The following is a 24,465-nucleotide window of genomic DNA, read 5'->3' as shown; positions in this document are numbered from 1 at the left end:
GTTGGTTCTTCTGGATCAGTTGGTTCTTCTGGGTCCACTGGCTCTTCTGGGTCCACTGGTTCTTCTGGGTCCACTGGCTCTTCTGGGTCCACTGGGCCCACTGGCTCTTCTGGGTCCACTGGCTCTTCTGGGTCCACTGGCTCTTCTGGGTCCACTGGCTCTTCTGGGTCCACTGGGCCCACTGGCTCTTCTGGGTCCACTGGCTCTTCTGGATCCACTGGTTCTTCTGGATCCACTGGCTCTTCTGGGTCCACTGGTTCTTCTGGCTCCACTGGCTCTTCTGGGTCCACTGGCTCTTCTGGGTCCGTCGGTTCTTCTGGATCCGTCGGTTCTTCTGGATCCGTCGGTTCTTCTGGATCGGTTGGTTCTTCTGGGTCCACTGGCTCTTCTGGGTCCACTGGCTCTTCTGGGTCCACTGGCTCTTCTGGGTCCACTGGCTCTTCTGGGTCCACTGGCTCTTCTGGGTCCACTGGCTCTTCTCTTACTTTTGTACCAACTTGGATGATTCGATTCACAGGATCTTTTGTAACTTCACTAGAAACCTCTACCCGTGAAACTTCTTCGCCATTTTCGTACGTTACTTCTTCTACGATGGTACGAACTCCTGGTGTTCCTTCTTGTGACTCGACTTCTTCCCCCACTAACATGTCTGGGTTCTCGACACGAATGGTATCAAATGCTACCTCTTCGGTGTGAGTCTCTTCAACTACTTCTCTTACTTTTGTTCCAACTTGAATCACTTTATTTACTGGTGCAGTTGTGATTTCATCTGAGATAACTTCTCGAGCAGTTTCTTCTCCACCAACAGTCGTTACTTTTTCAACGATTGTTCGTTCGCCTAATACACCTTCTTGGAATACTTCTTCTGTACCGACTAGTAGGTCTGGATTATTCACATACTCGATCTCAAAAGCGACTTCTTGAGTACGAGTTTCTTCACTCACTACAGTTGCAATATCTTCAATTGGAGCTGCTTTTGTTCCAACTTGAATCACTTTATTTACTGGTGCAGTTGTGATTTCATCTGAGATAACTTCTCGAGCAGTTTCTTCTCCACCAACAGTCGTTACTTTTTCAACGATTGTTCGTTCGCCTAATACACCTTCTTGGGATACTTCTTCTGTACCGACTAGTAGGTCTGGATTATTCACATACTCGATCTCAAAAGCGACTTCTTGAGTACGAGTTTCTTCACTCACTACAGTTGCAATATCTTCAATTGGAGCTGCTTTTGTTCCAACTTGAATCACTTTATTTACTGGTGCAGTTGTGATTTCATCTGAGATAACTTCTCGAGCAGTTTCTTCTCCACCAACAGTCGTTACTTTTTCAACGATTGTTCGTTCGCCTAATACACCTTCTTGGGATACTTCTTCTGTACCGACTAGTAAGTCAGAGTTGTTGACATACTCGGTCTCGAATGCTACATCTTCAGTGCGCGTTTCTTCTGTCACTTCTCTCGTACCCACTTGAACCACGCGGTTCACTGGCGCTGTTGTGACCTCATCTGAGATGACTACTCGCTCAACTTCTTCGCCTTCGACTAAGGTGACTTCTTCCACGATCGTGCGTACACCGTCCACACCTTCTTGTGTGACTTCTTCCGTTCCGACAAGTAAATCAGAGTTGTTGACATACTCAGTCTCGAATGCTACGTCTTCAGTGCGTGTTTCTTCTGTGACTTCTCGCGTGCCCACTTGAACCACGCGGTTCACTGGTGCAGTGGTCACTTCATCTGAGATGACTACTCGCTCAACTTCTTCACCTTCAACTAAGGTTACTTCTTCCACGATCGTACGGACACCGTTCACACCTTCTTGCGAAACTTCTTCTGTTCCGACAAGCAAGTCAGAGTTGTTGACATACTCGGTCTCGAATGCTACGTCTTCGGTGCGTATTTCTTCTGTGACTTCTCGCGTGCCCACTTGAACCACGCGGTTCACTGGCGCTGTTGTGACCTCATCAGAGATGATGATGCGATCGACTTCTTCACCTTCAACTAAGGTGACTTCTTCCACGATCGTGCGTACACCGTTCACACCTTCTTGCGAAACTTCTTCTGTCCCGACAAGCAAGTCAGAGTTGTTGACATACTCAGTCTCGAATGCTACGTCTTCAGTGCGTGTTTCTTCTGTGACTTCTCGCGTGCCCACTTGAACCACGCGGTTCACTGGCGCTGTTGTGACCTCATCTGAGATGACTACTCGCTCAACTTCTTCGCCTTCGACTAAGGTGACTTCTTCCACGATCGTGCGTACACCGTCCACACCTTCTTGTGTGACTTCTTCCGTTCCGACAAGTAAATCAGAGTTGTTGACATACTCAGTCTCGAATGCTACGTCTTCAGTGCGTGTTTCTTCTGTGACTTCTCGCGTGCCCACTTGAACCACGCGGTTCACTGGCGCTGTCGTGATCTCATCTGAGATGATGATGCGATCGACTTCTTCGCCTTCGACTAAGGTGACTTCTTCCACGATCGTGCGTACACCGTTCACACCTTCTTGTGTGACTTCTTCCGTTCCGACAAGCAAGTCAGAGTTGTTGACATACTCGGTCTCGAATGCTACATCTTCAGTGCGCGTTTCTTCTGTCACTTCTCTCGTACCCACTTGAATCACTTTATTTACTGGTGCAGTTGTGATTTCATCTGAGATAACTTCTCGAGCAGTTTCTTCTCCACCTACTGTCGTTACTTTTTCAACGATTGTTCGTTCGCCTAATACACCTTCTTGGGATACTTCTTCTGTACCGACTAGTAGGTCTGGATTATTCACATACTCGATTTCAAAGGCTACATCTTCGGTGCGTGTTTCTTCAACTACTGTAAGACTACTCACTCTAACCCACATCGTTGCTTTAGCTATACAACCATTTGAGTCTATAACTGTTAATTCATATTGAGTATCTTCTGTAGGGCTAACACTTGGATTTTTATCTTTTGATATGACTGTGTCATCCCCTACTTTTCGCCATTCATAAGTGAAGGTCGTACCATCATTGTCTCCACCTGTGACAGGACTCATGTAGTTTTCTCCATCAGCGTCTGTTCCACTTCCTAAGTTAATTGAATCTCCTGAATTGATTGTTGCATCAGTCAGGCTAACTTTAATAAGAGTTGGAACGTTTACATTTGGTACTGGGAAATCTTTTGTCTGATCATTACCAAATATATCTTTGTAGGTTAATTTTGCAAATTCGTTAGTGTCTGCTGGTCCTCCTGGGAAATCCGGCTTCGCTACAACTGTATATTTAAGTTGAGCACTCTCATATATTGTTCCTGGGTCCCAAGTTATTTCTCTAGTGTCAGAATTGTAAGTTGCACCTGCTGGTAATGAACTTTCAACTAAATCAAAGTTGTCACCAATTTTATCGACTACTTTTGCATTTGTCGCCGCATAGCCAAGACTTTGTGAAATTGCATTAAATATCCCTTCAAGGTCTGTAGCTGATGGAGCTGGGTAATAACCCTTATTTTGTGCTTGTGTTAGTATATTATCTGCTAGTGCCTTTTCTGTAGCATTCATGCCGGTTGTTAAACCGATAGTAAAGACATCAGCTATATTATTTTGATAGATATTTTTACCTGCATTTATAGCCCTTTGGATATGAACATGGTTAATATTCGTAGTTTCAGCATAACGATTGCCGTTACTTGCAGTTGGTAATCCATCAGTGAGCATAACCACTACTTTATTTGAGTTTGGATTTTGATTACTTGTTGGTCCTTGAATAACGGATTGACCCTGTTTAAATCCTGCTTCTGTGTTAGTTCCTCCAACTGCGGATATACCATTTATAGTATTAGTAACTGTTGTTAAGTTAGTAGATAAATTTAAGTCTGTACTCGCCTGATTTTGATTTCCATTACCAGTTGTTGATGTTGGCCCACTAAAACTTACTACAGAAACCCTACTACCAGGGATTCCATTTGGACCCAAGACTCTCTCGGCAAAGTTAATTGCTGCAAGCTTTGCATAGTCAAGTCTAGTTCTTGTTGGATTAGTTGTTGCTGTAAGATTCATGCTTCCAGATCTATCCAGCACAAGTACAACATCGACCGGAGCTTGTTGTGGCTCTCCAGTAATATTCAAATTCACTTCAAATGTTCGACATCCCGGTGTTCGTTTAGCTGTTTTATCTACTCCAATTGTATCTTGTAATCCACCTGTAGATTCTGCACTTACATGTGAGACGACAGATCCTCCATATCCTAAAAGTAATGTAAATAAAACGAATAAGGAGATAATTTTATTATATATTTTTTTCAAGCTTACGCCTCCTTTCAATGAATTCATCAAGTTTACAATTTGTTGTTTTTTTCACTTGCACCCCCCTTCAATTTACATCAGAAGTTGCCATACCTAAATAATTCCTTAAGAGGGTTGTCTCTGCCCTCCAATATGACACCGTTTTCATCTCGTATTAGCTCACCATTACCTACAGCATTCACATCGTTTGAAAAAAACGGCTCAAATAGCTGGATAAATAACGAGAATACAGTTACTTCTTGTTCCGGGGCTACTTCATTAGACCTATTTTCTTCTGCAGCATTCACCTCTTGCATACTCACATTTGAGAGAATCGCTGCTATTGTTAAAATGGTTAAGAGATTCTTATATCCAGTTTTTTTCTTCTTTTCCAATCTTCTTCTTATTTTCTATAATCATAACACAATTATATTTATTTTAGTAACTAATAGATCAATAAACTAAAGGATAATTTAGATAATTACCTTTATTAGATTTTTCAAAGTTAAAGAGCCAACAGCACTTTTACCTGCTGTTGGCTCTTCTTTAGTTAGGTCATTTAATCTATCGACTATTTCTTTGCTAAAATGGGTGTAGATGAGGTAGTCCGCCTTAGTTTCTTTGTTGAATGTTATTTTGTCAATGAATGTTCGTAAGATTTCTTTGGTATCCGCTTTACTATCTGAATCCATTATGGCTCGATTAGCTACTTTCATTACCTTAGACACATCTTCTGTTTTGACTTTGTACCCTTCTGCTTGTGGGAGTTTTAGAAGCTCGTCTTTCCTGTGTTTCTTTTCAATGTATTTAATTTCTAATTCAGTCATTCTTCCCTCAAGTTCCTTGGTTAATTCCGGATTGGATTTGACTAACTCTTGCCATTTCTTTAATTTTCCTTCTGTTTCTTCAATTTTTCCATCTAAGCCGTTTAACTCCATTTCCCATGGCTTCCGGTTCGATTCTATCTGTTCGTTCATTTCGTCTACAATCTGCTTAATGTGCTCTGGTACAAGTATGAAAAAAATATAATACGCTATCCCGGGATGACCAGGGGTTAGACGGCTCACTATGTGCAGTCTTAACTTCAATCGTAAGTGGTTATCATAATTTTATTACCGTTTAGCTATTTTCAAGAGTCTTTACAGAACTACCGAACGCAATTACAGTAAACTTTTAAAAATCTCACTATGAATCTTCATCAGAGTATACGGGTATTTCTACGAAAAAACCTCATCTATTTATGGTACGGTTCATTATTTTGTATTCTAAAGGCGCGATAAATTTGTTCTGTTAAGACCAATCGCATCAATTGGTGAGGTAAGGTCATTTTACCAAAAGAAACGGCTTGATTTGCCCGCTGGTTGACTGCACTACTCGTACCTAAGGATCCACCAATCACAAAAACTAAAGTTGATTTCCCACGGGTCATTTGACTCTGCATTGATTTAGCTAATTCTGGTGAAGACAGCATTTGTCCGTTAATTGCTAGCAGATAAACATAATCATCCGGTTTTATTTTATTCAAGATACGTTCACCTTCCGCATCCTTCACCATTTCATCTTCCGATTCACTAGCGTTTTCTTTTGTTGGTTCGTCTTTCACTTCAATAATTTCAAACTTGGTATAGCGCGAAAGGCGCTTGCTATACTCTTCAATGCCTTGTTTTAGGTACTTTTCTTTCAATTTACCAACTGAGATAATTTTAATTAACATGCAAAAATAACTCCAATCATGCAAATATTTCGTTATTAACTTTTTTATTTTTTATTCTACTAGATTTTTCTGTTAAAGTGTTTATAATTAATCGTATTTGAAAAATGAATCTTAAAATTTCTTAAAGTCATCAAGCTTTATGGGAGGTTATTAAAATTAATTTAATATATCGAGCACTACATTTTTTTATAAAACCAGTAAGCCAATTATCTAGTGCTAAAAAAATTGCTTTATCATTTGCTGTCGTCATCTTTGTAGGTTCACTACTACTGAGTCTACCAATTAGCCAGGTGGCCACATCAGATGCAACATACTTTGACCATCTATTCATTGCTGTTTCTGCTGTCTGTGTGACAGGTTTGTGGGTTGAATCCATTTTTGATACCTATAATACATTTGGACAAATTATTATGTTGATGTTAATCCAGATCGGTGGTTTAGGTTTGATGGCATTCATCTCGCTCATTTATTTTAGAATTGGCCAAAATGTCCGCATACGTGATCAAGTTGCTGTTTCCGGTGCTTTAAACAACAGTTCACTAAACGATATTGCCAATTGGCTAGGTAAAATTTTCCGATACACTTTTATTATTGAAGGTATTGGTGCTTTACTCTTTGCTACTTATTTTATTCCTACATATGGTTTAGGTCGCGGTACTTTTCTGAGTATCTTTATGGCTGTTTCTGCTTTCTGTAATGCTGGGTTTGACCCATTAGGAAATTCTTCTATGATAGGTTTACAGACACAGCCAGTGGTTATTTGGACCATTATTTCTCTTGTCATTCTTGGTGGTATAGGATTTTCAGTTTGGTTTGATGTGGCTAACCAAATGAAGAAATTCGACCGTTCTAGACCAAAATCTGCTTTTAAAAAAGCGATCCGTCAATTACGCCCACATACTAAATTGGCTTTAAAAATGACCATCTTAATCATTACGTTTGGGGCTTTGTTATTTCTAGCCTTCGAGTGGAACAATAACGACACAATTGGAGAGATGTCTATTGGTAACAAATTTATGACCGCTGTTTTTCAAACTGTTACTATGCGTACTGCGGGATTTGCTTCTATCGATTATACTTTGGCACATCCTGTTAGTATATTGGTGTTCGTTGTTACCATGTTTATCGGTGGTAGTCCTGGTGGTACAGCTGGTGGTTTAAAAACAACAACATTTGCTTTAGTATTAATGTTAGCTATTGCAGAAATTCGCCAGAAAGAATTTATCAACTTTGATAAACACACGATTCCAGCAAAACTATTACGTCAGGCATTCGTTATTTTCTTACTATATAACACTTTATTGATTATTGGTTCTGGTTTAATCTTAACTTTTGATCCTCAAGTGGATTTCTTATACGTACTATTTGAAGCCATTTCTGCTTTTGCAACCGTTGGTGTAACAGCCAATTTAACGCCAGCGCTTTCAATGGCTAGTCAAATTATTTTGATGGCATTAATGTTTATCGGCCGAATCGGTCCAATGACGATGTTTCTTTCTTTATTACCAAGTAAAAATAATAAAAAACGGGATATTAAATATACAAACACAAATATTTTAATAGGATAGGTGTTAAAAATGGGAAAAATGAATTTAGTAGGTATTTTAGGCTTAGGAATTTTTGGGTCAACCATCGCTAAAGAATTATCTGAAAGCGGTGTTGAAATCATTGCCTGTGATTTAGATGAAAAAAATGTTAACCGTTTAGATGGTTACTTAACAGTTGGTTCAGTTGGAGACTTTACTGATATAGAATATATGCGTAACCTTGGTTTTGGCCAATGTGATGCGATTGTTATTTCTACAGGTACCAACCTTGAAGCTTCTGTATTAGGTGTTATAAATGCAAAAGAATTAGGTATCGACCATATCATCTGTAAGGTTAAAAATAAAACAAATCGTAAAGTTTTAGAAGCGCTAGGTGTAAATACCATTGTGCAACCAGAAAAAGAATCTGGCGTTCAAATTGCTCGCCGTATGATTCACTACACCATTGAAGAAATTATTAACCTAGATGACGAAACATCTTTAGTAGAATTCCGTCCACCAGAAGAATGGGTGGGCAAATCACTCACTTCATTGAATACACGTCAACGCTACGACATCAATATCATTGGTATCCGCAAACGTCGCCGTGAAGCATTAACCACAACCTTCCCTGCTGACTATATCATCCAGGCCGATGATATCTATGTCGCTATTGCTAATACTGACAAATTTGAAAAAGCTGACTATTTACGTGAAATTCGTTAATGGCCCTTATGCAACTATTAGGTTGGGACGCTGGTCTCAACCTTTTTATTATTCATTTACCTAATGTTTATGATTATCCACAGTTTCCACAACCATTAGACGCGATTTATCGGCATTTTTAAAAAAGTACACTCCGCCCCCATAGTTATCCCCACTATCCACATAAAGGTTCACAATTCACAAAGCTTATATCTCAATGTTTTAAGCGGTACCAACATTTTATACACATCCACACCATTTTATCCACATCTATGTGGATAAGGTATGGGGATAAGTGGACAAGTCTCTAAGTTTTCTATCCCTCGATAAATTAAATGATACTTTCCACCTGATGCAAGTTATACCATCGAAAAAGCTCAACCGATATTAACTGACGGTTGAGCTTCATTTATATTATTTAATAATTCTGTGTAATTGAACAGAATTTATTCTTTATTGGGTTGCGGAACTGTTGTTTTGTGGTTGTAACTGTACAGTCGTTGTTTGTAATTCACCATTGCGGTAGAAGGAAACTTCTACACTTGCATCAGATTTTTGTTGGTATAAAGCTTGACGTAATGATGCTGAATCCGTTACAGCTTCACCTGCAAATTCAACGATGACATCATCAGCTTGTAAGCCAGCTGCTTCCGCTGCCGATCCTGCTGATACTTCTGCAACATAAACACCACCATCAACATCATCAGGTAATTGTAAGTTTTGTGATTGATAATCTAATGACACTCGGTTAAGGTCAACCATAGATACACCTAATTCCGGACGGACAATTTCGCCATTGGCTTCCAGTTCACCAATGATTGTTTGCACCTCACCTGCTGGGATGGCAAATCCCATACCCTCTACTTGGTCACTTGATACCTTCATCGAGTTAATCCCAATCACTTGTCCAGCAGCATTTAATAAAGCACCACCAGAGTTACCAGGGTTAATCGCTGCATCTGTTTGGATAACATTAGCCACCCAGTCAGACGTGCCGTCGCCATCTATATCAACAGGTACCGAACGGTCTAAACCAGAGATAATCCCTTGCGTCACAGTTGTTGCATATTCAGAACCTAAAGGTGAACCAATGGCAATCGCAGGCTCACCTACTTTCAAGCTATCAGAATCCCCAAATTCAGCAACTGTTGTCACAACATCTGAAGAAATCTCCAATACCGCTAAGTCAGTCCATGGATCAGAACCAACCACTTCAGCCTCAACTTGGGTACCGTCAGCCATAATAATATTAATCGCATCTGCCCCGTCAATTACGTGATTGTTAGTGACAACATAAGCAGTGTCCCCGTCAACCTTGTAGACAACACCTGAACCCTCAGAAGAAGTTTCTAATTCTGAAGACTCTGTTGTAGTTTCTCCTTGAGTTGGTGAAGTAAATCCGAATAAATCATATGTTGAAACAGACTCTGTCATGTTCACAACAGAAACAACTGAATCTTGTACATTAGCTACTGTTTCAGAAACATCCGTAGTCACATCAAGTGAAGCCGATTGGACTGAAGAAGCTGTGTTATCTGCTTGCGCACTAGAAACTGCCTCATCTACAATCGATTGCACTTCTTCTGTTGAAATCTGATCATCCGTATCATTGGCAGTAGTCACAGCATAGCTCACACCAGAAATTAACACAGCCGCAACTGCACCACCAATTAATCCTGATTGTAAGGAGGTCAATTTACGTTCTTTCTTTTCAGGTCTATGTGGTTCATTTGGGTTTTTAATTGGTTCATCATTTTGGTTATCCACTGATGACTGGTCATTTAAATTATTTGGATTATTTGACTGAGACATTTGCTCATCTCCCTCGATTTATATTTTAGACTCTTAACACTTTGATTATAGTAATTATATTTGAATTGTTTATGACTTTTTACAGGTAAAATTATAAATATTTATAAACATTTATAGAGTATACAAGCTAGTCGGCTTGTCAGGATTGGTGTCATATACCTCAAACTGATCATTTACTCCCATATCAGCCTGAAGCATTGCGGATACGCAAGTTTGGTAGGCAATGGTTTTCATATTATTCTCTTTAGATAAATGGCCTAGATAGATACGTTTCGTTCTATCCCCAATCATATCAATCATGGCTTGAGCACCGGCATCGTTTGATAAATGGCCCTCATCACCAAGGATACGTTGTTTTAAAGACCAAGGATAAGCACCCATCCGCAACATATCCAAATCATGGTTGGACTCGATTAAATAGCCATCTGAATTCTTCAACAAGCCTATTAACCGGTCACTCACATAACCTGTATCCGTTAGAATGGTAAACTGTCGGTCATCCTTTTGAAAGGCATAAAACTGCGGTTCAGCAGCGTCATGGCTCACACCATAGGACACAATATCCACATCGCCTAAAGTTAGTATATCACCTTGCTCCATGACATGCTGTTTTTCTACTGGGATAACCCCAACCTTACTCCCAATTGCTTGCCAGGTCGCCTCATTAGCATAGACATTTAAATCGTACTTACGCGCTAGAACTCCCATCCCCTTAATATGGTCAGAATGTTCATGCGTAATAAATAAACTATCAATCTCATTGATATCGCGATTAATGCCCGCTAACAATTCCTTCATCTTTTTCCCACTAAATCCTGCGTCCACTAAAATCTTCCGCTTAGGGGTTTCAATATAAGTAGCGTTTCCGCTAGAGCTACTGCCGAGCATGGAAACACGCATTGTAAAATCATTTTGTGCAGTCTCCATGATTGCCTCCTTCTAGATCTAAATACTGTTACTTTTTCATTTATTATTCTTTATCTTATCACCGACTATTCAGCGACGTCATCATCCGAATCTTCCTCAGCCTGTGGCTGCCACTTCAATTTCTCTAACTGTAAATGGTCAATCGCTTGTGCCGAACCCATCAAAGGTAACTGCACAACCTGCGCCTCTTGTCCCAGCGCCTTAGCAACCTTCACATTCGACCCCGCAACCCAAGCATATAAATATTGATGGTCCAACCACTCTGCCGATTGACGGCCCCAAGCATCCGGATTCATTAACTGGCTGCCGATGCCCTTCAAATAGCCCTGCCACAACTTGAATAAGGATACCCCTTTTTCACTCCGCATTGGTAAGACATTTTTTTGTAAAAGGGCAACCAAAGCCACGCTGACAACCAGCAATAACGAAGCCCATACATTTAAAGCTTGCAGCTGCAATTGCCAGTAAATCACGAAACCAGTTCCAAATAACCATGCTACCATATAAAGGGTTAGAATTGCCATGTAAACTTGATTCATTTTACTATAAACACCGTCTTTGGTTAAGGGTTGTTTAGCTACTTGGTTAATCTTACGGACTAATTTCCGGCCAAATCGTGACATCATCGTTACCTTGCCGGTATTGTTAAAGACTAAGTCATTTAAAGACACCACATCACGACTGGATTGGGTATTTTCTTGAAGCCTCGTTAATAATAATTGACCTGCTGGATTATTGACTTCCTGTTTCAATGTTGATACTTGAATATCCGTTAATTGGCCACGTTTATTGACTTCAAAATGGGCCGCCAAAACTTTTGCTTGAATCATCTCTAAGACTAACAAGACAATCTTTTGATGGTCCGAATACCCTTTACCCATTAACCGGGCCACAGTTTGTGGACCGTAACCATTGGGTTGACTCGCCACGAAGCCTTTCTTATTCGGCACCGCAATCACAATTTGGCGCTTCTTCATATATAAATAAATGGTATAAGCAAAAATTAAGACAAATAAAGTCCCCGCCACAGCCCATATTTTCATGGTTTGGCGTCTTTGTAAACTCGTTGCTGCCTCTTGGCTAGCCTGCATACTTTCAATAGTAGATTGGCCTTCAGAGTCTGCCCCCACCTTTTGATTATCAGGTAGAATGGACACTGGCATGTACATTTGAAGGGCCACGCTTTCATCAGCTTTTAAGTTATCTACTGTGATTGTAAATGATTTTCTATCATCAGCCCATTGCAAGTCCGTTTTGCCAGGAACTGAAATGATTAAATCAGATTGGTCTTCCGGCACGGCTTGCGGGAATGTGACAGTTAAAGTGGCTTGATCGACGTCATATGGTAATGCTAGAAAGCTACTCTTTAAAATCGTCCACTCAGAATAATTGGTCCAAGCATCTGAAATCGTCGCTGAAACCTGGGTAATATGTGGTGCATTCGTCACCGTATTGTAGATGGTGATGTCCGCCCCTTGATCATCGGCAGTAGAAACCGTAAAAGTCCCCACTTCATTTGAACCACTCTCCACAAAAGTGAAATAAGAATCCGCCGACACACTCTTCATTTCCACGCCAAGATTGGCCAACTTACTCATATCAGTCAGGGCAATCCAGTGGTTAAATTCCTCAACCGTCCCCTTCACATCAAAACCAATCATTTCATCTTGTTGCATGGTCCCATCGGCCTGCACATTCACAGTCGCCGTGTAATCACTCACCGAAGCCACCGCCTGCACGGCTGTCTGGTATCCCGTCAAAAAGAATAATGCGATTAAGCTGACTGCAATAATCGTCAACTTGTGCCAGCGGTTACTGACTTTTTCTTGATAATTTTGAAACATGAATCGTCCTCTTTCCAATTATTGGGTCATAATTGCCCCATTGATACCATCTACAAATACACGCTGCGTCGTCCCTTCATTCGTGTGAATCAATAGGGCCCACACTGGGTGGTAGAGGGTCATTTCATCAAGCACTAGGGTTACGCGGTATGATAAGAATGAACGCACAATCGTTGATTCATCTGGAATGCTGTTGTTTAAATAGGCATTTTCAAGGGCCTGTTGTTCACTAATGACCGTCCGTTCCTCGCCTTGAGTCGCAGTACCACCAGCAATCGTCTGGTCATAGGCGTAGACTGCAAAATCATCATTCACCTGAAACACAATTTCTCCAGTTCCATCCGCAATCACTGCACCCGATGCCGTCTCTTGCATATAAGTCACCCTACCTGCATTCTTATCATAGCTAATAAACCGGTATTGGTTTCCTTGATAAATTTCACTATTAATAAATTGATTCAAGCTGGCTAAGGCAGAATCAGAAAGTTCCCCTGCTGGTGTTTCACCAGTCACCCCTTCCAGTTGAATGGGGGTATTAATCTGTCCTAAGATTTGATTACCGTTTACTTCAACACTTTGCGTATCTTCTGTGACGGCTAACACATCTTCTTCACTTAAGGTTGTATTCAAGGACCTAATGAAAGGAATCCGCAAGACCTCATCTGAAATCTCATCATAATGAATATTATTGGCTTTAAATTCCGTCACAATATCCAATGACTGATTTTCAATCGCTTGATTCGATGCCCCCACATACTTATTCATAAAAATATTAATCAGAAATACATCTAAAATCAGGAAGGCTAGAATAAAAATGATTTCTACTTTTTTAAAATTCATCGCTAGCTCTCCTCCTCATCACTATCTGATACTGGCGGATTCAAAAATTGAGAATAATCAGTTTCGTCTACATCAGAAGAAAAAGATTCCGAAATACTTTCGTCTAACTGGGTCTTCACTTCTTCCTCACTCACCTGTTGGCCTAGATTGTCAAAATAAAGAGATAAATCAACGGCCTCACCAGATTCAGTATAAGTAGTTTGCAGTGATGGATACTGACTCATATCAATTAAATCTTCAAGCATAAACCACTTATTACCAATTTGAACATGCCAAGATGGGATTAATTCTACTAGGCGGCTCGTTTCAGGATTCTGTACCCACCGATAGCCTAAGACCAATTCCGAAATGTCCCCATTAGGATAACCTGCATTATTCAGTAAATTCAAAGCGTCCGCACCTGCCATAACCCTATAAGATTCTGATAAATCAGTCACCTGGGTTTGAATAGTCAAAGCAGACATATAAATATTTTGAATGGTATTACTAGACATGACAAACTGGGCTTTTGAGACGTAATTATTCCCAAAAACCGGCAATGAATGTACATACTTACGGTAAGTAATCATTTCACTTTCGTCGTCACCATTAGACTCTACATACAGCCATGATGTTTGGTCAGCTAAAATATCCGCCATGGCAGCAGATGTGACCTCAATTTGTTGATTTAAATTCGTTTCTTCCGCTTTCGTACTATCTTGTAACAAGACTACTTCAAAAGTTTCCATATTGATCGTTAACTGACGACCTTCTGTATAATAGCGTGAAATTTTATTCATTGAATAATCATGGATATCTTCTGGTGTTTCAAAGAAATGATTCAAGAAGTAAGTTGTTGGTTGACGCTCTTGTAAATAAGTTAACTGGTCAATTTCTTGTGCCTCTTTTGATACATAAGACACCCCATTGGCTAGGGTAACTGGCACAACTGGTGCCATTAAGCCTTCATATGAAGATAAATAATCATGGATCCGGGCCATTACATCATCTATACTATCTGAAATAGTCAACGAATAGGCCGTATCAGTCACATCATTCAATAGATAGACTTCGTTGGTTTCCATAACATAAATATAAGAAGTGATTGAAATCTCCTGTAATTCTTCAGGAAGTCTAGACACATCCGCAATCAACAAGTTAATCGGTGTTTCATTGTTCAATTTATCTTCAACATAAGGTTGGGCTTGGACGTAGTTGCGGATATTGTAGGCAGAATCTTCTTCGATTTCACTATCATAGTCGAATCCTGCAGCAACATGTTTTAGCTCTTTAATCGCTGACATATTATCAACCGATACGTATTCATCCGTCTCACTATGTAAAATAAAGGTCTGAGACGCTGTAATTTCAACTTCTTCAGTGGAATTTTCGTTTGTTGTTTCATTAGATATCGCCATATTATTCAATTCAGTAGTTGTTTCTCCATTACTTTCTTGATTAGCCTGACTAAATAAGGCATTTAAGGCACTAGGCCCATAGAGGTTACTGACTGAAGCAGCAACCGATACAAGCGCTAGTATGGCAAGTATCGCATGAAGGATCCAATTCCATTTATTATTCTTCATCGGCCCATTCATCCTCCCCTGCCCAATCATCACTATCAAACTCCTCAAATGGAAGTGAGATAAAGAATGTGGTTCCTTTGTTTTCAATCGAATTTACCCAAATTGTCCCGTTATGCAATTCAATTTCTTCCTTTGCGATGGATAACCCTAACCCGCTACCACCTTGAGCACGTGAACGCGCCTTATCTACTCGGTAGAAACGGTCAAATAGGTGTGGAATCGATTCTTGAGGGATACCTAACCCTTGGTCTTGAATACTTAAAACCAGTTGGTTATGTGTAGACATTAAACGTACATAGATCGTCCCACCATCTGGCGAGTATTTAATGGCGTTATTCATAATATTATCGATAACTTGAATTAACTTATCTTGGTCAATTTCTACCCAGACCTCTTCTTCCATTAATTCACGTTTAATAATATAATTTTTACCTTCATAATCTTCAGATTGAAGCATCATGTCAAAGCGGTCTAAGATATGGTTCACTAAGTCTTTGAAAATAATCAACTCTCGGTTAATCACCTGTTGCTTAGCATCCATTCTAGAAAGATGTAGTAAGTCTGAAATCATCCGAATCATACGGTCAGTTTCAGTTTGAATAACGTTCAAGAATTCAACCGCTACTTTTTCATCTTTAATGGCCCCGTCAACCAATGCTTCACTGTATGAACGCACACTCGTTAGTGGTGTACGCAACTCGTGTGAGATATTTGAAACGAATTGCTTACGATCACGTTCAATTTTTTCATGTTCCGTAATATCCGTTAATACCCAAACCAAACCGGAAATAAAGCCCGATTCTCGTTGAATAACTGAATACTCAGCGCGAATAATTGTTTCCCCTTCATCATTTGCATAATTTAAGAGGATGGATTCATGTTGGTCAAATAATTCCCTGAATGAGAAACGATCAGAAAGGTCTAGGGCTTCAATAATAGATTCCCCAATCACCTCTTCTTGTGTCTTATTCAAAATACTCAATGACCGGTCATTAATAATGGTAATTTTCCCGCGTCGATCGGTGGCAATAACCCCATCCGTCATATGACGTAGGACTGAATCCAACCGCTGCCGCTCTGCTTCAGTTAGGTCTTGTGCATCCCCAACACGAACAGATAGGTAGTTGATAGATTCTGCCAACTGCCCAATCTCATCTTCTGAATTGATATCCAAAGTAGTTGAATAGTTTCCTTCAGCAATTTGCTTGGTTTGATCGCGCATTTTTTGTAGCGGATTGATGATCTGACTAGAGATTAACATCGCTAATCCTGTCGTAAAAACAAGTGAAATACCTGATGCAATCAAGAATAGAGTCATAATATTTTGAATCTGACTATAGATAGTCTCTAGATTTGCAGACACATTTAAAATACCAATCATGGCTCCTGAAGATGCTGTAGAAAAAATTGGTGTCACAAATTTTTTGATGCGAATTTCTTGATTGGAATCATAGCCTGACGTTTCACTACGAATACCTGTATATAACGTTTCTTCTATATCTTCATCCACCGTTCTTTGCCCAATATAGGCTTGCGAAGTGGGGTTTGAAGTAGCTAATAAGAAACCATTGCTATCGAATAATTGAATTTCTAATACACTATCATTATTAAAGCGACGCAAGATTGAATTCACCTGCGTCTCTTTTTCATCTTCATTCAAATCTTCATCTTCCATCACCGACTGAATATTATCAATGATAAAAGTGGTCTGACTCGTTACTTGGTCGTCAAACGACGTTAACATTTCCGTTTCTAGTGAACGAATAAAATACGCTCCGACAATTTGGAGCGAAATTAGTAGCGTTAATATAAAAATAACGGGTATTTTGAAATGAATAGATTTGAAAAAAGGAATCCCAGATTTCTTCCTAGTTTTTGGCATGACTGACCTCTATTCTTGAGTTGGAATTTTAAGGAAATAACCAACGCCCCGTCTGGTAATTAAAATCTTAGGATGACTTGGATTTTCTTCGATTTTTTCGCGTAAACGTCTCACAGTTACATCCACTGTACGAACGTCACCAAAATAATCATAACCCCAAACCGTTTGAAGCAAGTGTTCCCTGGTCATTACTTGGTTAATGTGTTGTGAAAGATAATGTAGCAACTCAAATTCACGGTGTGTTAACTCAACATCCTCCCCATTTTTAGAAGCAATATACTCATCCTCATGGATCAATAAATCGCCAATTTCAATAATATTGTCTTTCTCCGTCACTTCGTCAGCTACTACTGGTTCAGCAACTACCGCAGTACGGCGAATATTGGCTTTTACGCGCGCCATTAACTCACGGTTTGAGAATGGTTTGGTCACGTAATCGTCCGCCCCTAATTCAAGCCCCAATACCTTATCAATTTCACTATCTTTAGCAGTTAGCATAATGATTGGCACTTGGCTATCTTTACGGATTTGACGGCAGACTTCTAGCCCGTCGATTTTTGGTAACATCAAATCTAAGACCACTAGGTCGGGTTGGAATGATGCGAATTTTTCTAAAGCTTGTTGCCCATCATAGGCAGTATCTATTTCATAACCTTCATTTTTTAAGTTGAAAGATATAATATCTGAGATTGGTTTCTCATCGTCAACAATTAATATTTTTTTCATTAATGTGCTCTCCTTGATTGTGAACATATGATCTTGGAAAATTTGCTAGAACTTATCACCTTATTTTAACACCTTTAGGTGAAAATGCCAATAATGCCTACTAAAGGGCTTTCATATCTATTGACATTTGCTTTTGATATCAAATTTTTCTAATAAAAAAAGGCCGAGGGGGTAATCATCTCGACCTTTCATATTTTATATTTAAAAGATTGCTTAGTTATAAGCAGCCATACTTACAGCAAATGATGGTGCCCAGTATGGATTGATTGATTCTGAGTGAACTGTTTCCCCAGGACGTTGTGAATGGATGTATTGTCCATTACCTAATGAAATTGCTACGTGGTATGGAGAACCATATGAACCCCAGAAAATTAAGTCGCCTGGTTGTGCAGATGAAACTGAGATTTTTGGACCAGCGTATTGTTGTTCACCAGTGTAGCTACCAACGTTTACGCCGTAAGTTTGTTTGTAAACATAGTTTACGAAACCTGAACAGTCAAAACCTGAAGGTGTTTTACCACCCCATAAGTAAGGTACACCAACTTGTGCGTAAGCATTGTTTAATAATGCTGTTACGTTACCAGTTTGTGCTTGAGCTGCTGCCTCTGCTTCGGCTGCTGCTTCCGCCGCTGCTTGTGCTTCCGCTGCCGCTTGTGCTTCTGCTTGTGCTTCCGCTGCCGCTTGTGCTTCTGCTTGGGCTGCTGCTTCTGCTTCCGCTTGGGCTGCTGCTTCTGCCGCTGCTTGTGCTTGAGCTGCTGCCTCTGCTTCGGCTGCTGCTTGTGCTTCCGCTGCTGCTTGTGCTTCTGCTTCCGCCTGAGCTGCTGCTTCTGCGTCCGCTTGCTCTTGAGCCTCTACTTCAGCTGCCGCTTGTGCGTCTGCTGCTGCTTGCGCTTCTTCTTCTGCTGCTAAAGCTTCTTCTGCTGCAACTTGTGCTTCGATTTCTGCGTCAGCAGTTTCAGTTTCTTCTACTGTATTTGCAACTGGTGCAACTTCAGCTTCTTCTGTAGCTACTGTTGATTCAACAGATGCTACTTCAACAACCGTTTCAGTTTCTTCTACTACTGGTGCTTCTTCAACAGCAGGTGCTGCAGCTAGGCCAGGAATAGCCAATGATTGACCAACTAAGATCAAGTCAGATGATAAGTTGTTTTGCGCACGTAATTCAGACGCTGAAACGCCAAATTGACCTGCAATTTTGTTGATAGAGTCGCCAGCAACTACAGTGTAGTTACCATTTACGTCTGCTACATAGTTGTTAACAGTTTCTTCTACTACTGGAGTAGCTTCTACTTCCGTTTCAACTGTTTCTTCAGCTACAGGAGCTGTTTGTTCTACTGTTGTTTCTTGAGCTACTTCACCTTTAACTTTTAATTGTTGACCAACTAAAATCAAGTCACCTGAAATACCATTTAAATCACGTAAGTTTTGTGCTGTTGTGTCAAAATCTGCAGCGATTTTGTTTAAAGTATCACCTGTAACAACTGTGTATACATTAGAAGCATCTGCAACACGTTTAGTGCTTGCTACTACTGGTGCATCAACAGTTGGAATATTTAAAGAGTGACCTGCGATAATTAAATCTTGGTTATCGATTGTGTTCACTTCTATTAAGTCTGCAATTGATAAGTCAAATTTGCGTGAAATAGCGGATAAAGTATCACCTGATTCGATTGTATATACTTCGTCTGCTGAAACATTAGTGGTTGCAAAGGCTGCTAAAGCCGCTGACGTCGCTAACGATGTCCCTACCATTCTTTTTACTGAAAACTTCATTAAATTTCTACCCCCTGAAATTACTGATTACAATAGCTATTATATACAAGCGAACCGCAATTTTCCGTAACAATCAGGTTACAAATCATTTACTCTTTCTTACACAAATCCTTAATTTTACGCTATACTCCGCTAATAAAATTTACCTTACTTGAACTAAAATCACAAAAAAATAATAAAAAAATTTAAAAAAGGTTAATAAATCAATCTTTTAAGAAAGTCTTAAATTCAAATTAAAGATTTCTATTTTAAATATAAACGCCATATTTATGTAACAATAACGTAACATTGGTTGCAATAAATGTAAAAAAACCTCTTTAAAGTAGTATCGATATCCCATCCATACCCTTCAAGGAGGCATTATTTAAACAAGTTTCCCTAAAATAAACCAAATATAATCATGATTGCGCCCGGTACATTATTCAAGAAATGAATAAAGATGGCATCATTGATATTTTTCTTCCGCCAATAAGCCATAAAACAAGCCGCCCCGATTCCTGCATATATAATGAAAGAAATGAAGTTACCTGAAAGATGCATACTTGAAAAGAAGATTGAAGAGATGATAATAGCTGCAGAGAAGAAGCTATCCTTGAACATCCCTTTACTGATCATACCGCGGAAAATGATTTCCTCCATCACTGGGGCCATAGTAATCACGGTTAAGCCTAGGTTTAAGGCCACTAGGATATTGCTATTACTACCTAGCAAACCAAAAATCATATCATCATTTACCGTCGTCTCTACTCCGTACATGTTACCCATAATGACTGACATAATCATTTTAAAGGCTAAAACACCTGCAAAAATGGCTAAGTCCTTTATAATATCATCCCAAGTTAAACCCACAACATTTTCTGGATTTTGCTTTTGGTATCGGCGATAAAACCAATAGCTCACAGCAAACATATAAACAATACTTAAAATGCCCAATATCGTTAACCAGGTATTATCCAAATAGTTACCAAACATGACGTATAATTGAGGTATCGAGACCATTAATGTATAAGCAATCGTCCACAAAACAACCTTAGCCGCGCCAACTATCCAACTCGTCCACTTCTGTCTAGTTGGATCTTGATAATAAGCATCCGTATTTCGATTCTTCCTTTTCCCCATATGATACCCCTAACTTTTTTGTTGATTACAACTTTCTTATATATATGACTTACTTATTTTTTATATCAAAATAAATTATCCTAACCTTACCATATCTGAAAAGTGAATTCACTAGACTAGTGAGAATACTTTCAAAAACTAATAACCATTAACAAGTGTAACGATATTTAAAACGATTGCACTGTAGTTAGAAGCATATGTAATTGTAGTAGTGACAATGATATGAAAATACATGTTAGAAAAACTATAGCCTTGAAAACCTAGCATTTCTTCAATAAGCGTTTATTCATTCCTTGAGTAAATAAAATGGGAAGAGTTTTTGTCTCTCCCCATTTTCAATTCCAATTGTATTATTTGTAGTACGATAGATTTCCGAGTTAAACCTTAGGCAGAAGTTTTCCTAGCATGCCTTCGCGGTGAAGCAAGGATGTCCTACCACATATCAGAATGTTCGGAAGCACCCCGTTACATTCTGAATCGTCAGGCAATGATAGGAAAAAACTGAAACCAAAAGATTACTAGAAATTTTATTATTCTGCTGAAAATTCGAATGTGTCGTTTTTATGCTCTTTTAAGTTCATATAGAAGCCACTACCCTCATATACTTGAAGAGCGACAACTGATTTCCGGTCTTCTTCATCAGGATAGACATCTTTTACATATGGATTGTCTTTTAAAATATCCTCTAAGTAAGATTGATCCACTTCACGCACTTTACCTTCAATGGTAATGGCTTGAATCCCATTTTCGTCATTTGACATAGCTGAAATTGATACATGCTCATTTGCTTGTAATTGAGTATAGAATTCATTACCTGGTTTAGTCATAAAGAAAATCCCGTTTTCATTCGCCACACCAACATTCGCAAACCGTGTACGAGGTTTCCCTTCACTATCTACCGTCGCAAAAACCGCTGCACCCATATTTTCTAAGATTGTCATGTAATCTTGTAATGCCATTTTTCAACATCTCCTTCATAGTTCTACTTTCTTCTATTGTATCGCAAAATCCCATATTTCTTTAGTAAAACCTAAGTCAAAAATCTATTAAAAACTGGAAAATGACAGGGTTACCGTTTGCCAGTTTATGGTGTCTAAACTCTATCGAATGGTGTATTATCATTTGCGCCCTACGTAGAACTTGTACTCACCAGACTCGATGATAAAGTCATGAGCGCTATTGACCCTTAGAACTAGTGGGTGGTTGGTGGGCAGTCTTCATGTCTGCCCCTTCTGTTGCGACTAACCGTGCCATGATAACAACTGCATCTGCTTTTTAACAGCTTCTTTAGCGTCTGCTAAATTGCTTAAGTCATCCGCTATAACGAATGTGTTCACGGTTGAAGTTGAAACTAAGTCTGCTAAAACATCCTTCACTCCTTGTTCAGGGGCCATTGTGTATAATAGGTCCCCCGTTTAGATTTTGAAAAAGCAATATTCAAAGTTCTTCACAAAAACCCTCCCCTTAAAATTACCCGCTACCAGCTAGTTCCTAATGTTTGCATTTCCTCCTAGCTGTCGCTATATTTGCAAGTGAATAAAAGCTGAAGCCAGTGATTGAATGCGAGGAAATACCATTGAAAACAACCATTAGAAGACGACAAATTAGGGAAATCCCCTTACTAGAAGTCGTTCCATTGGACCAGCGAAACGCCCCCTTACCCTTGATTGTCTATTATCATGGCTGGCAATCCAATAAGGAACTAAACTTAACCCAGGGGCGAAAGTTAGCAAAAGTAGGTTTTCGGGTCCTGTTACCAGACGCCATGAACCATGGTCGCCGCAAGCAAGCCATATCTGCCATCCCATCATTGACTTTTTGGCAAAGTATCCAAAGTAATTTATTTGAATTTGGGGCTATTATCCAACATTTCAAACGACTCAACTTGGTCTTAGGTGACCGGATTGGGGTTGGCGGGACTTCTATGGGCGGGTTTACGTCGTCTGCTTTACTGACCCACCATCCAGAAATTAAAGTAGCGTCTTGTATGATGGGGTCACCTACCCCTATCCAATACCGAGAGCGACTGATTGAACATGCCAGCAGATCATTTAACCGGTTTGTGCCAGATGATTTAAGAGATTTGACGGCTTGGGTTGACCGGTATGATTTGTCCACCCAAGTTGACAGCTTAGCGGGCAGACCCTTCTTGGTTTGGCACGGCGAACGTGATTGGCGGGTTCCTTATGACCAGACTGCGGGGTTCGTAAAAGACAACAACCACTTGGACAATATCATTTTTGTACACGAGGATGAAGACCATTTGGTTAAGACAGAAACAATGGATATGATGACGACTTTCTTCTTAGGCCATTTATAGATTGTCCTCATCGCGAAAAAAGGACAACCTTTCCTAGCTGGGGTTAGCTAAGAGGGTTGCCCTTTTTCAATGATTTAGATTTCTATTACTAAGATTTTTATTACTCAGCTTTTAATGCTGCTTTTGTGATGTAGTTGTATGGTTGGTTGAAGTGAGGTAAGAAGAACAAGTCTAATAATGCTAATTTGTCGACTGTTAATTGTTCTTGTACTGCTAATGAGAACATGTGGATTCCCATTGATATGTCAACGCGTGATACCATTTGCGCACCTACGATACGACGAGATTCTTCTTCGTATACGATACGTAATTTAACTTCGCCATTTTCTTCTGCTGGCATGAAACCGGGTAATTGTGTATCTTCGATGTCTGTGTAGTTTACTTTCAAGCCGTTTTTCTCTGCTGCACGTACTGATAAACCAGTAGATACTAATTTCAAGCCAAAGATTTCGATACCGTTTGAACCTTGAATACCAGCACCTTCTACGTGGTTACCTAAGATATTTTGACCTGCAACGATACCTGAACGAACAGCGTTTGAAGCTAATGCAATATAAGCTGTGTCATTTACAGCGTTTGAGTAGTTAGTTGCACAGTCACCTACTGCATATACTGAGTCGTCGTTTGTTTTGAATGTACGGTCTACTAAGTAAGCGCCGTTAACAAATGTATCTAAGTGGTCTGCACCTAATCCAGCGTTTGGACGGAAACCGATACAGTTGATGATAACGTCAGCTTTGTATTCGCCGTTAGTTGTTTTAAGACCTGTTACTTTACCGTTTTCACCTAAGTATTCTTCAGCTAATTCACCAAAGTGAGTGTGTACGCCGTTAGCGCGTAAGTTTTCGTCCATCGCTACTGCGAAGTCTACATCGTAGTAGTTCATTAATGAATGTTCTTCTGCGTCGAAGATGTGTACTTCTTTACCGCGACGAGCTGCTGCTTCAGTGATTTCAACACCGATGTAACCAGCACCGATAACACATACAACGTTAGCGTCGTCTGCTGCTAAGGCTTTGTCTACTTCTTGACCTTCTTGGAATAATTTTAGGAAGTGTAATCCTTCTAAGTCGTTACCTGGTAATTTAGGTGCGATTGGAAGAGATCCAGTTGCTAAAACTAATTTGTCATAGTTTTCTTCTAATTTTTCACCTGATTTAGTTTCTGCGTAAACAACTTTATTTTCAAAGTCGATTTCTTTTACTTCAGTTTCTAAAGATACTTTAGCACCTTTAGCTTCGAAATCTGCAGCTTTTGTATAGAATAACCCTTCGTAGCTATCGATTTGACGACCTACCCATAATGCGGTCCCACAACCTAAGTATGATAAGTTTGAGTTACGGTCTATTAATGTAACTTCTACGTCTTGATCTGAATCTAATAATGTATTTGCTGCTGAGATACCTGCATGGTTAGTTCCTACTACTACAACTTTCATTAAATGTTTCCTCCTCGGTGTACATAT

Annotated in this window: 19 protein-coding genes; 3 read left to right on the top strand and 16 right to left on the bottom strand. The window is 39.7% G+C overall.

Translation table 11 applies throughout. The features are described from left to right. The 4 genes from ACUW85_RS07290 to rlmH all read right to left on the bottom strand — a co-directional run. Positions 1-4,268 (bottom strand): G5 domain-containing protein (locus ACUW85_RS07290; RefSeq protein WP_453977984.1); only part of this gene is annotated, 4,268 nt, incomplete at its 3' end. Positions 4,269-4,345: 77 nt separating this feature from the next. Beyond that, positions 4,346-4,642 carry a hypothetical protein gene (locus ACUW85_RS07285; RefSeq protein ID WP_182023125.1) on the bottom strand — a complete coding sequence of 99 codons (297 nt, stop codon included), beginning with the start codon at positions 4,640-4,642 and terminating at the stop codon, positions 4,346-4,348. Between the two features lie 78 nt (positions 4,643-4,720). Further along, positions 4,721-5,185 carry a hypothetical protein gene (locus ACUW85_RS07280; protein WP_182023124.1) on the bottom strand — a complete coding sequence of 155 codons (465 nt, stop codon included), beginning with the start codon at positions 5,183-5,185 and terminating at the stop codon, positions 4,721-4,723. A 296-nt stretch (positions 5,186-5,481) separates the two neighbouring features. Next, positions 5,482-5,961, bottom strand: a complete 480-nt coding sequence (gene rlmH, locus ACUW85_RS07275) for a 23S rRNA (pseudouridine(1915)-N(3))-methyltransferase RlmH (protein WP_182023123.1) — start codon at positions 5,959-5,961, stop codon at positions 5,482-5,484. Between the two features lie 290 nt (positions 5,962-6,251). Between rlmH and ACUW85_RS07270 the strand changes: the two genes are divergently transcribed. Continuing rightward, the gene (locus tag ACUW85_RS07270; RefSeq protein ID WP_310648930.1) at positions 6,252-7,529 is read left to right on the top strand and encodes a TrkH family potassium uptake protein; all 1,278 of its coding nucleotides are present in this window, start codon (positions 6,252-6,254) and stop codon (positions 7,527-7,529) included. A 9-nt stretch (positions 7,530-7,538) separates the two neighbouring features. Further along, entirely contained in the window at positions 7,539-8,213 is a 675-nt protein-coding gene (locus tag ACUW85_RS07265; protein WP_149256596.1) for a potassium channel family protein, read from the top strand. A gap of 432 nt (positions 8,214-8,645) precedes the next feature. On the opposite strand, the gene ACUW85_RS07260 is transcribed toward ACUW85_RS07265, so the two are convergent. From ACUW85_RS07260 to ACUW85_RS07210, 11 genes are all read right to left on the bottom strand, one after another. Next, positions 8,646-10,004, bottom strand: a complete 1,359-nt coding sequence (locus ACUW85_RS07260; RefSeq protein WP_182023122.1) for a S1C family serine protease — start codon at positions 10,002-10,004, stop codon at positions 8,646-8,648. Between the two features lie 111 nt (positions 10,005-10,115). Further along, complete coding sequence (locus tag ACUW85_RS07255) at positions 10,116-10,931, bottom strand: MBL fold metallo-hydrolase (protein WP_048728018.1); 816 nt, start codon at positions 10,929-10,931, stop codon at positions 10,116-10,118. 65 nt (positions 10,932-10,996) lie between these two features. Continuing rightward, positions 10,997-12,775 carry a DUF2207 family protein gene (locus ACUW85_RS07250; protein WP_182023121.1) on the bottom strand — a complete coding sequence of 593 codons (1,779 nt, stop codon included), beginning with the start codon at positions 12,773-12,775 and terminating at the stop codon, positions 10,997-10,999. 18 nt (positions 12,776-12,793) lie between these two features. After that, a complete protein-coding gene (locus ACUW85_RS07245) occupies positions 12,794-13,615 on the bottom strand; it encodes a two-component system regulatory protein YycI (protein ID WP_182023120.1) in 822 nt (273 codons plus the stop codon). A gap of 2 nt (positions 13,616-13,617) precedes the next feature. Continuing rightward, positions 13,618-15,180 carry a hypothetical protein gene (locus ACUW85_RS07240; protein ID WP_182023119.1) on the bottom strand — a complete coding sequence of 521 codons (1,563 nt, stop codon included), beginning with the start codon at positions 15,178-15,180 and terminating at the stop codon, positions 13,618-13,620. Further along, positions 15,170-17,062, bottom strand: coding sequence for a cell wall metabolism sensor histidine kinase WalK (gene walK / locus ACUW85_RS07235; RefSeq protein ID WP_182023118.1), 1,893 nt, complete (start codon positions 17,060-17,062; stop codon positions 15,170-15,172). The genes ACUW85_RS07240 and walK overlap by 11 nt, the downstream gene beginning before the upstream one ends. 9 nt (positions 17,063-17,071) lie before the next feature. Beyond that, a complete protein-coding gene (gene yycF / locus ACUW85_RS07230; RefSeq protein ID WP_016896364.1) occupies positions 17,072-17,788 on the bottom strand; it encodes a response regulator YycF in 717 nt (238 codons plus the stop codon). Between the two features lie 213 nt (positions 17,789-18,001). Beyond that, positions 18,002-19,561: a LysM peptidoglycan-binding domain-containing protein gene (locus ACUW85_RS07225; RefSeq protein WP_154837958.1), complete on the bottom strand. Its 1,560-nt coding sequence runs from the start codon at positions 19,559-19,561 to the stop codon at positions 18,002-18,004. A 378-nt stretch (positions 19,562-19,939) separates the two neighbouring features. After that, on the bottom strand, positions 19,940-20,680 hold the full coding sequence (locus ACUW85_RS07220; RefSeq protein WP_048728001.1) for a CPBP family intramembrane glutamic endopeptidase: 741 nt from the start codon (positions 20,678-20,680) through the stop codon (positions 19,940-19,942). 530 nt (positions 20,681-21,210) lie between these two features. After that, positions 21,211-21,639: a pyridoxamine 5'-phosphate oxidase family protein gene (locus ACUW85_RS07215; protein WP_059134876.1), complete on the bottom strand. Its 429-nt coding sequence runs from the start codon at positions 21,637-21,639 to the stop codon at positions 21,211-21,213. Positions 21,640-21,921: 282 nt separating this feature from the next. Next, positions 21,922-22,074: a hypothetical protein gene (locus ACUW85_RS07210; RefSeq protein WP_165696628.1), complete on the bottom strand. Its 153-nt coding sequence runs from the start codon at positions 22,072-22,074 to the stop codon at positions 21,922-21,924. Positions 22,075-22,256: 182 nt separating this feature from the next. Between ACUW85_RS07210 and ACUW85_RS07205 the strand changes: the two genes are divergently transcribed. After that, positions 22,257-23,000, top strand: coding sequence for an alpha/beta fold hydrolase (locus ACUW85_RS07205; RefSeq protein ID WP_154837956.1), 744 nt, complete (start codon positions 22,257-22,259; stop codon positions 22,998-23,000). A gap of 100 nt (positions 23,001-23,100) precedes the next feature. Here ACUW85_RS07205 and nox read toward each other — a convergent pair whose 3' ends face one another. Beyond that, positions 23,101-24,438 (bottom strand): H2O-forming NADH oxidase, encoded by a 1,338-nt coding sequence (nox, locus tag ACUW85_RS07200; protein ID WP_182023117.1) that lies wholly within the window; start codon positions 24,436-24,438, stop codon positions 23,101-23,103. Positions 24,439-24,465 lie beyond the last annotated feature (27 nt).

This window comes from Aerococcus sp. 150760013-2 (assembly GCF_053627715.1).
This window is presented reverse-complemented; position numbering and strand designations above follow the sequence as displayed.